Here is a 9,666-nt window from a genome sequence, read left to right as displayed (position 1 = left end):
CCTTCGGATCTCCTCCCGGGCGCGGCCCAACACCTCCTCGTTCGTCGTGTTCTCCCACACCACCAGCTCCTTCATCAAAGCGAGGAGCCGTTCGCGTTCGCGCTCCTGCGCCTCTTTCGCCCAAACAAGCGCATCCCTGCCGGTATCCAGCCTACCGCCGTTTATAAACACACTATAGCCGCAAAGCTCGCCGTTTCCGGCTAAAATTTCATCCTGCGCGCTGCGTGAAGTCTCTCTAAAATTCTGTGCTTCGTTGCGTAAATTTGCGTTCAAATTCCGTGTCGCGCCGCATAAATTACCGCTTGAAATTTCATTCGAATTTCGTTTCGCATCGATCGCAACTACGACGCACTGCGAGCCGAATTTATTCGCCGCTTCGTCTATCAAATTTGGATTTTTGATCGCGGCTGAGTTGAGGCTGATTTTATCGCAGCCGACGTTTAACAGACGCGAGATATCATCGATCGTGCGGATGCCGCCGCCCACGGTCAGCGGGATAAAAAGCTCGCGCGCGACCCGCTCTACGACGTCCACGATCGTATCGCGCCCCAGATGCGACGCCGTGATGTCGAGGAAGCACAGCTCGTCCGCACCCTCCTCGTTGTAGCGTTTGGCGACCTGCACCGGATCGCCCGCATCCACGAGACCTACGAAATTTACGCCCTTTACTACTCGTCCGTCTTTGACGTCTAGGCACGGGATTATGCGTTTTGCAAATCTATTCAAAGCAGCCCTTTAGAATAAAATTTTTTATGATTTTAGCCAAATTTTACTTAACATAATGACTTTATAAGTAAAATTTGGCTAGACTCTCGCGATGATTAGGGCGAAAAAAGAGTTCGGGCAAAATTTTTTAAAAGACGAAGCCGTTTTAAGCAAGATCATCCAAGCGATTCCCGAGAGCGTACAGAATGTCGTTGAAATCGGGGCTGGCTTAGGTGATTTAACTCGTAAGCTTTTGGAATTTTACAGATTAAAAAGTTTCGAGATAGATGAAGATTTATATCAAATTTTAAGCGCTAAATTTGCGCAGCAGATCGCTAGCGGCGAGCTTGAGCTCGTTTTGGGCGATGCTTTGCGGATTTGGCAGCAGCGGGGTCTTGGCTGCGGCGAATATTTTTTGGTCGCAAATTTGCCCTACTACGTCGCTACAAAGATAATTTTGCAGGCGATCGACGATGAGTTGTGCAGCGGATTTTTGGTGATGATCCAAAAGGAGGTCGCTTTAAAATTCTGCGCTAGAGCCGGGCAGAGCGATTTTAGCGCTCTTTCGATCCTAGCCGATCTCGCGGGCGGTTGCGAGCTTATATTCGACGTTGAGCCTGGCTGCTTCGAGCCTGCGCCGAAGGTAACTTCGTCGGTGATCAGGCTCGTAAAGGGCAAAAATTTCAAGCCCGGTGCCGAGGAAAGCGCGGAGACTCTCGGCGTAAAAAGTTGCGCTCGCTTTCAAAATCTCGATGAATACGAGAAATTTAAAAGCTTTTTGCGCGTATCTTTCAGCGCGCCGCGAAAGACGCTTATTAAAAATTTAAGCGCAAAATTTGATAGAGGCTTAGCCGAAGAGATCTTTTTAAATTTGAAAATTCCGCCCACAGTTCGGGCGCACGAGTTAAATTCCACCCTTTTTTTAGAAATTTTTAAAAATTTAAAGGTAAAAGATGGAAGAAAACAGAAATGAAAACGGCGTCGAACGACTCAAAAAAAGCAATCGCTATAAAAAACGCAAGGAAAATCTAAAAAAATCTATCGCAAGCGAAGGCTCTGCGGGCGGCGCAGGATTCGGCGGCGAGCATGAAAATGGCTCTCGCAAAAATAAAGGCGCGAAAAACGGGCAAAATTCCGCTCGTTCAAAGGGTTCAAAAAACGGCTCTCGCAACGGATCGAATTCTGTGGGCGGCGCGTCAAATGGCGGTTCAAACGCCGCGCATTCAAACGGCGCGAATGGTGCGCATTTCGGCGGCGCATACCCAAAAAGCAACGAAAACGGCGCGGGCGGTTCAAATTTAAACCGCGACGGTCGTGCAAAATCAAATAGCAGCAGCGCAAAAGGCGCAAATCCTAGCGCTGCAGACGATACGAACTCTTCGGATTCGCAGAAAAAGAAAAAGCATAAAAAGCGCTCAAATATGCCAAAGAGCCTCACGGGCAACGAGCCGTGGCAAAAGGCGATGGAAGAGGCAATCGCGCAAAACAAGCTGATCCACGAGGAGCGCCTGCACCCGCTTAAAGACGCTAATCGCAGCGATGAGACGGTGCGTATCACGCCGCTTGGCGGACTGGGCGAGATCGGCGCGAATATGACCGTTTTTGAGACCAATACGAGTGCGATCATCGTCGATGTGGGCATGAGCTTTCCGGAGGAGAGTATGCTTGGCGTGGACATTTTAATCCCCGACTTCGATTATGTTCGCAAGATAAAAAACAAGATCAAAGGCATCATTATCACCCACGCGCATGAGGATCATATCGGCGCGATGCCATATTTTTTCAAAGAATTTCAATTTCCGATCTACGCTACGCCGCTTCCTTTGGGGATGATAAGCAATAAATTTGAAGAGCACGGCCTCAAAGCCGAGCGTAGCTACTTCCGCCCCGTGCAGAAGCGCCAGCTCTATCAGATCGGCGATTTTGAGGTCGAGTTTATCCACATAACGCACTCGATTATCGATGCAAGCGCGCTTGCGATCACGACGAAGGCGGGCACGATCATCCACACGGGCGATTTTAAGATCGACCACACGCCGATTGACGGCTATCCGACCGATCTGAACCGCCTTGCGTATTACGGCGATCGCGGCGTTATGCTTTTGATGAGCGATAGCACAAACTCGCACAAAGAGGGGATCACAAAGTCCGAAAGCTCGGTAGGAAAGACCTTTGATACGATATTTTCAAGCTGTAAGGGACGCGTGATAATGAGTACCTTCAGCTCAAACATCCACCGCGTATATCAGGCTATAGAGCGCGGCGTAAAATACGGCCGCAAGGTTTGCGTCATCGGGCGAAGCATGGAGCGAAATTTATTTACCGCGATGGAGCTCGGCTACGTAAATTTAGATAAAAAGATCTTCGTCGATGCCGATCAGGTCTCAAAATACCCGGATAATGAGGTTTTGATTGTAACTACCGGCTCGCAGGGCGAGACGATGAGTGCGCTGTACCGTATGGCGACGGACGAGCACAAATACATTAAAATCAAATCCACCGATCAGGTAATCATCAGCGCCAAAGCGATCCCCGGCAACGAAAGCAGCGTCTCAACTGTGCTTAACTACCTGCTAAAAAGCGGCGCAAAGGTCGCGTATCAGGACTTCAGCGAGATACACGTAAGCGGGCACGCCTCGATCGAGGAGCAAAAACTCATGCTGCGCCTAATAAAGCCGAAATTTTTCCTACCCGTGCACGGCGAGTACAACCACATCGTAAAACACAAAGAGACCGCGATGGAGTGCGGCATAGAGGAGAAAAATATCTATTTGATGAACGACGGCGATCAGATGGAGGTTTGCGAAAAATATCTAAAGCGCGTCAAGACCGTCAAGACGGGCAAGGTCTTCATCGACAACCAGATCAACAAGCAGATCTCCGACGAGATCGTCAAACACCGCCAAAATTTAGCCGATGCGGGCGTCGCGGTCATCATCGCGCAGATCGATAAAAACGAAAAGAGGCTCATCCAGACGCGCGTCATCACCTACGGGCTCGTCGCCGATAATCAAACGGCGCACTTTACCAAGGAGATGCAGGGCATCATCGAGCAGTTTTTGGCAAATTTAAAAGATGAAATTTTGCTCGATCACTGGGCGCTGGAGGGCAAGATTCGCCAGGCCGTGCGAAAGCATATTTTTAGAAAGATCAAAAAATATCCGACCATTGTGCCGGTGATTTATTTGATGTAAGCGCGGCTAAATTTTATGGATTTAAGGCTTGCTTTGCGGTGTCGTAGGTGCATGAAATTTTATTTTGCGGGCGTAGAGTACCGAATTTTACGACGTAAGCGGGCTTTGCAGCGTTGGAATTTAAAAGCGGCGAGTAAAATTTTAAGCGCAATTTCGGCGTAAAGCGAAATTTAAAAAGCGTCTAACAAGCCCGCAGCTATACGAACGAAGCGGCGCAGAATTTCGCGGATTAAAATTTTATGACGCAAATTTCAAAGGTGCGAAATTTCGGCTAGCGCAAATTTAGGCGCGGCGCAAAGAGGCACAAAATGAAGGCAAATTTTAAAAAGAAGGTTGAATGAGTGAAATTTTAGATACGGCACGAGAGGTGCTAAGGCTCGAAGGAGCGGAGCTTTTGCGGCATGCGGATCTTATCGGCGGCGAAATTGAGCGAGCCGTAAACTTGATCCTAGCTTGCAAAGGCAAGGTAATCGTCACCGGCGTGGGTAAGAGCGGCCACATAGGCGTTAAGATCGCTGCGACGCTTGCCAGCACCGGCACGCCGTCGTTTTTCGTCCACCCTACCGAGGCGCTGCACGGCGATCTGGGTATGATCGGCAAAGACGACATGGTGCTTGCGATCAGCTTTAGCGGCGAGAGCGAGGAGCTGGTTAGAATTCTGCCACACCTCAAACGCTTCGGCGTGAAGATCATCGCGATGGCGCGCGATAAAAACAGCTCGCTCGGCAAGGTTAGCGATGAGTTCATAAGCCTAAATATCGTCAAAGAGGCCTGCCCGCTAGGCGCTGCGCCTACGGTTTCTACGACGCTAACACTTGCGTTAGGAGATGCGTTAGCGATCTGTTTGATGAGGCAGCGTAGATTCGGCAAAGAGGATTTTGCAAATTTTCATCCCGGCGGCAGCCTCGGTAAGCGACTTTTCGTCAAAGTAAAAGATGTGATGCAAAGTAAAAATTTGCCCGTCGCAAACCGTAACGCCAGCCTAAAACAAGCTATCGACGTTATGACGCACGGAAAGCTCGGCACCGTTTTGTTAGTGAACGAAAAAGGCGCGCTCGAGGCGATCTTAAGCGACGGCGATCTGCGCCGCGCGCTGATGCGAGAGGACTTCGATATCAATGGCGATGCGCTAAAATATGCCACCAAAAACCCTAAAATGCTGGACGACAAAAATATGCTCGCAATAGACGCGTTAAATTTGATCGAGCAATTTAAAATCCAGGTCCTACCCGTAGTCGAAAATGGCGTGCCTGCGGGGATCTTGCATATTCATGATCTAACGAGTTTGGGGCTAAAATGATACAAAAGATGCGTCTGAATAAATTTATCTCCCATAACACCGGCTACTCACGCCGTGAGGCGGACGAACTGATCAAGCAGGGCAAGGTTAGCATTAACGGTCGCGTCGTTAGCGATTTTATAGAGGTTAGCGGCGAGGAGAAGATCCGCATCGGCTCGCGCCTTATCAAGCCCAAGACGGAATTTACGATGATCGTTTATAACAAACGCAAAGGCGAGTTAGTTACTAAAAAGGATGATCGCGGCAGGCGGACGATTTACGATAGCTTGCCGGAGGGCTTTAGCAGATTTGTTAGCGTCGGGCGTTTGGATTTTGCAAGCGAAGGGCTTTTGCTATTAACCGATGCGCCCGCGATCGCTACGGCGCTGATGAACAGCGACATCGAGCGAGAGTACTATCTAAAGGTAAAAGGCGAGGTGGGGGATGAGTTGGTAACGGCGATCCGCGAAGGCTTTTTCGCCGCAGATGCGAGCAAAGGCGCGCACGCTAAAAGCAAGATCAAATCGATGGAATTTAAACCCTTTTTGGGCTACCGCATAATGCCTAGCAGCGGCGGTTATACGAAGATAAAGGCGATCATTAACGAGGGGCAAAATCGCGAGCTGCGTAGATTTTTCGGCTATTTTGATCTGGATGTCGTGGAGCTTAAGCGCACGGCATTCGGAAGAATAACTCTTGGGATGTTAAAACCCGGCAAATGGCGCTATTTCGATCAGAGCGAATACGAAGACCTGCGTGATTTTTTGAAAGAAAACAAAATCCGCTATTAAATTTAAGAAAAGAGGCGAAATGAGCTCAAAAACAAACGCCGCACGCGTACTGGACGGTCTGAAAATCCCTTATGAGATTAAAGAATACGCGGTTGATCCTTTAAATTTAGACGCGGTACACGTGGCAAATAGCGTGAGCGAGCCGATCGAGCGGGTCTATAAAACGATAGTTTGCACGGCGGATCACGAATACATCGTAGCCTGCCTGCAAGGCGATCTAAATCTAGATCTCAAGGCGCTCGCGCACATCTGCGGCGCGAAACGTTGCGAGCTGATGGATTTGAAGGATTTGCAAAAGGTCACGGGCTACGTCAGGGGCGGCTGCTCGCCGCTTGGGATGAAAAAACACTTCCGCACCTTCATCGACGAGCGAGCGCTAACGCAGGAGAAAATTTACGTTAGCGCAGGCGTGCGCGGAAAACAGATCACTCTTGCGCCTAAGGACCTCGTAACTGCCACTGAAGCGCAAATTTGCAAAATAACGCATGACTAACGCAGCGTTACTTTTGCTGCCGCTTTTGTAAGTAAAACACCTACGGCGAGCCAAACAAAATTTATATCCCAAATTTAGATTTTTAAATTTCTTGTTTCACCGCTTGTCAAAACGATCCGCTACCTGGCAAAAAATACAAATCAAATTAATTTCATAAAATTTTATTGTTAAAATTCCAAGTACCGCGCGCCGCAAAATATCTCAAACGAGATGACGAGCACGCGGGGAACTAAGCAAGCAAGCCTATTTTAAAAGCGCATGCTTTGCGTGCGATCTGTTTTATTCACTATAAATTTAGACTCGCGGCGTTTGGAGCCATTTGCGATGAAATTTTAAAATTTCATCGCAAATTTTCTACGTCTCGCGCCTATTTTTTGAAAAGCTCAGAGACGTTCGGGGCTTGCTTTTCTTGCTCGCTAGCGGCGAAAAATTCCGCTTTAGCAAAGTTAAAAACGTTAGCGATGATGTTAGTAGGAAACATCTCGCAAGCGTTATTATAGACCGTAACGGCGCCGTTATAAGCGCGGCGTGCGGCACTGATCTGCTCCTCGCACTCGCCTAACGCGTTTTGTAGCTTGGCAAACGATTCGTTAGCTTTCAGGTTTGGATACGCCTCTACCGCAATGCGGATCTGTCCTAAAAGAGCCGAAATTTCACTATTTAGCTTGAATTTGTCCGCGTTAGAAGCCGCATTAATCGCTTGCGAGCGAAGTTCGCTAACGCGCGTTAGCACGGCGTTTTCGTGGCTCATATATTCTCGCGTGGCGCTAACTAAATTTGGGATGAGGTCGTAGCGCTTTTTAAGCTGTGTATCGACGGTGGAAGCGATGTTTCGCACCTGGTTGCGCTTGGCTATGAACGAGTTATAAACGCCCACTAACGCCAAAACTAACAAAACTATGACGACTAATAAAATCAAAGCCGCATTCATTTTCTCTCCTTTTAAAGTGTTTCAATTAAAAATAAGAATATTTAGCTATACTTGCTATTTCTTTTCGCGTGTCAAGGTAGCTCAGCTGGTTAGAGCGCTGGTCTCATAAGCCGGAGGTCGAGAGTTCAAGTCTCTCTCTTGACACCATCTTCAAATTACCTTTAAGAGCGCAACGGCGCCTCAAAAAAGTTCGAGATTATATCTTACTTATACTTGTAAAATAATGAAAATTAGCAAAAGCATAAAATTTATTTTGCAAGAAAAATCCGCGAAACGATCAAATTTTAAATAATTTTACTGTGTTAAATTCCTCATTAAATGCTCATAATTATAAATATATTTCGCCCGCCTTAAAATGCAAAAGCTCATTTTATAGTATAATTTTCTCAAAAATACAAAAGGTCATTCATGCTTAAATATTTAGAGCTAGGCGTTTGCGGTATCGATTTAAAGCCCTCGCATCCTTTTATCGGATCGGCGATCAGGGGTGTTTTTGGATATGCTCTTAAAAAGGCGAGCTGTCCTTTCGTAAGTGCAAACTGCGAGAAGTGCGATATCTCCGGCAAATGTGCATATAATGAATTTTTTGAAAATGTATCCGATACGCCAAATTTTAGGCTCGATATTAATCTTAATCAAAAGAGCTTTGATTTTAAAATTTTACTTTTCGAGCATGCCGCGCGCTACCTGCCTTACGTCGCTATCGCTATTGCAAATATGCAAGAAATCGGACTTGAGGTAAGTAGACGCAAGTTTAAATTTTCAAATTTTACTCTAAACGGCGAAATCGTAGAGTCTAAATTTCTGCTTTCAAATACGCAAGCGCTAAATTTCACGCCAGATTTTGCTGCGGGCGATTATGAAATTTCGCTTCTTACCCCGCTTCGTATAAAGCAAAAAAAACGTCCTCGTCCGCCGCGAGATCGACTTTAAGTCCTTTATTCGCCAAATCGCTATGAGATTTGAGAACATAACGGGCAAGGCTATAGATAAATTCGAGGTAAAATTCTGCCGCTTCGAGCAGGATTTGCACTTTTACGACATCAATCGCTACTCAAACCGCCAGCACACCAAAATGCAATTTGGCGGCGTGATCGGACAGATGCGAGTTTTCGGGCTTGATGAGCGCTCGGTAAAGCTTTTGCAACTCGCTCAAATTACCGGGGTCGGCAAAAGCACGGTTTTTGGACTAGGCAAGATAAGGGCAGAGCGGATTTAAATTTCGCCGTGGATTGCGATGTGGAATTCAAATTTTGCCGCGAGTCGAGGAGCGAATAAATTTCGCCGCAGATTACGGTATCGGCGCGTTTTGCGCGATATTTACTAGCTAAATGCAATAACAAGGAGGCGTTATGTTTGATCTAAGTTTAGAGGATATTTTTACCGCAGGCGCCTTTGAATATGCTCTAAAAAGGCTAAAGCGCACGGCTTTGGGGCTTGACGGGCTTAGCGCGGAAGATATTTGTTCGGACGTATTTTATACTGAGCTAAAGAGCGAAATTTTTAGCCTTTCATATTCGCCGCAGCCCTTAAAACGAGCATTTATCCCAAAAGAAACCAAAGACGAGCTTCGCAAGCTCGCCGTGCCCTCGCTAAAAGATAAATTTGCGCAAAATATCCTCACTCGCGAGCTTTCAGGCTATTTTGATAAAAGCTTTTCAAACCGCTCTTATGCTTATCGAAACGGCAAATCCTATGCTAACGCGATCTTTCGCGCCCGTGATTTTCTTCAAATTTTTAGCTTCGCCGTCAAAACCGACATCAAAGATTTTTTTGAAAATATCGATCACGAAAAATTGCTTGAAATTTTATGCGCAAATATCCGTGACGCTCGCATCATTAGGCTCATTGAGCTTTGGATCAAAAACGGAATTTTCGAACGCTTTGATTACCGCGCTCACGCAAAAGGCGTTCATCAAGGTGACGTCCTAAGCCCGCTACTCTCAAATATCTACCTAAATCAAATGGATAAATTTTTAGAGCAAAGCGGTATCGAGTTCGTAAGATACGCCGATGATTTCGTTATGTTTTTTGTTTCATATGAAGCCGCCGAGAGAGGGCTCGCGCGCCTGAAAGATTTTTTAAAAACCATAAGCTTATCTCTAAACGAAGCCAAAACCTCCATTCACGGCAAAGATAGCGAATTTGTCTTTTTGGGCGTAAGCTTTAAGGGCGCAAATTTAAGTATCGGCGAGGAAAAATTTAAGCGCATTCTTGCCAAGCTCTCGACTTCTGCCAAAAAGCAGGTGATAAGCCAAAGCGTAGAAAATTTA

General features: G+C 46.8%; 11 protein-coding genes and 1 tRNA gene. 9 read left to right on the top strand and 3 right to left on the bottom strand.

The window, feature by feature from the left end; translation table 11 throughout:
• Positions 1-726 (bottom strand): HisA/HisF-related TIM barrel protein (gene hisF, locus Q0256_RS06620; protein WP_297961420.1); only part of this gene is annotated, 726 nt, incomplete at its 3' end.
• A gap of 91 nt (positions 727-817) precedes the next feature.
• Between hisF and rsmA the strand changes: the two genes are divergently transcribed.
• Positions 818-1,678 carry a 16S rRNA (adenine(1518)-N(6)/adenine(1519)-N(6))-dimethyltransferase RsmA gene (gene rsmA / locus Q0256_RS06615; protein ID WP_297961417.1) on the top strand — a complete coding sequence of 287 codons (861 nt, stop codon included), beginning with the start codon at positions 818-820 and terminating at the stop codon, positions 1,676-1,678.
• Positions 1,659-3,899, top strand: coding sequence for a ribonuclease J (locus Q0256_RS06610; protein ID WP_297961414.1), 2,241 nt, complete (start codon positions 1,659-1,661; stop codon positions 3,897-3,899). Before rsmA ends, Q0256_RS06610 begins: the two co-directional genes overlap by 20 nt.
• Before the next feature lie 13 nt (positions 3,900-3,912).
• On the opposite strand, the gene Q0256_RS06605 is transcribed toward Q0256_RS06610, so the two are convergent.
• Positions 3,913-4,050, bottom strand: a complete 138-nt coding sequence (locus Q0256_RS06605) for a hypothetical protein (RefSeq protein WP_297961411.1) — start codon at positions 4,048-4,050, stop codon at positions 3,913-3,915.
• A gap of 186 nt (positions 4,051-4,236) precedes the next feature.
• Here Q0256_RS06605 and Q0256_RS06600 point away from each other — a divergent pair, with 186 nt between their 5' ends.
• Genes Q0256_RS06600 through ybaK form a run of 3 tightly spaced genes read left to right on the top strand, consistent with a single transcriptional unit; the run spans position 4,237 to position 6,462 of the window.
• Positions 4,237-5,199 (top strand): SIS domain-containing protein, encoded by a 963-nt coding sequence (locus Q0256_RS06600; protein WP_297961408.1) that lies wholly within the window; start codon positions 4,237-4,239, stop codon positions 5,197-5,199.
• 8 nt (positions 5,200-5,207) lie between these two features.
• Positions 5,208-5,969 (top strand): pseudouridine synthase, encoded by a 762-nt coding sequence (locus Q0256_RS06595; protein ID WP_297961423.1) that lies wholly within the window; start codon positions 5,208-5,210, stop codon positions 5,967-5,969.
• 19 nt (positions 5,970-5,988) lie between these two features.
• The gene (gene ybaK, locus Q0256_RS06590) at positions 5,989-6,462 is read left to right on the top strand and encodes a Cys-tRNA(Pro) deacylase (RefSeq protein ID WP_297961405.1); all 474 of its coding nucleotides are present in this window, start codon (positions 5,989-5,991) and stop codon (positions 6,460-6,462) included.
• 367 nt (positions 6,463-6,829) lie between these two features.
• Here ybaK and Q0256_RS06585 read toward each other — a convergent pair whose 3' ends face one another.
• Positions 6,830-7,393 (bottom strand): LemA family protein, encoded by a 564-nt coding sequence (locus Q0256_RS06585; protein WP_297961402.1) that lies wholly within the window; start codon positions 7,391-7,393, stop codon positions 6,830-6,832.
• A 70-nt stretch (positions 7,394-7,463) separates the two neighbouring features.
• Here Q0256_RS06585 and Q0256_RS06580 point away from each other — a divergent pair.
• The 4 genes from Q0256_RS06580 to Q0256_RS06565 all read left to right on the top strand — a co-directional run.
• Positions 7,464-7,540, top strand: a tRNA-Met gene (locus Q0256_RS06580).
• 261 nt (positions 7,541-7,801) lie between these two features.
• Complete coding sequence (locus Q0256_RS06575) at positions 7,802-8,326, top strand: hypothetical protein (RefSeq protein WP_297961399.1); 525 nt, start codon at positions 7,802-7,804, stop codon at positions 8,324-8,326.
• Positions 8,327-8,348: 22 nt separating this feature from the next.
• Positions 8,349-8,612: a CRISPR system precrRNA processing endoribonuclease RAMP protein Cas6 gene (gene cas6, locus Q0256_RS06570; protein ID WP_297961396.1), complete on the top strand. Its 264-nt coding sequence runs from the start codon at positions 8,349-8,351 to the stop codon at positions 8,610-8,612.
• A 133-nt stretch (positions 8,613-8,745) separates the two neighbouring features.
• Positions 8,746-9,666: reverse transcriptase domain-containing protein (locus Q0256_RS06565; RefSeq protein WP_297961393.1), on the top strand; the 921-nt coding region annotated here is incomplete at its 3' end.

This window comes from uncultured Campylobacter sp., from assembly GCF_937949835.1.
Taxonomy (GTDB): domain Bacteria; phylum Campylobacterota; class Campylobacteria; order Campylobacterales; family Campylobacteraceae; genus Campylobacter_B.
Note: the sequence above shows the minus strand (reverse complement) of the source record. Positions and strands in the feature narration are given on the sequence as shown.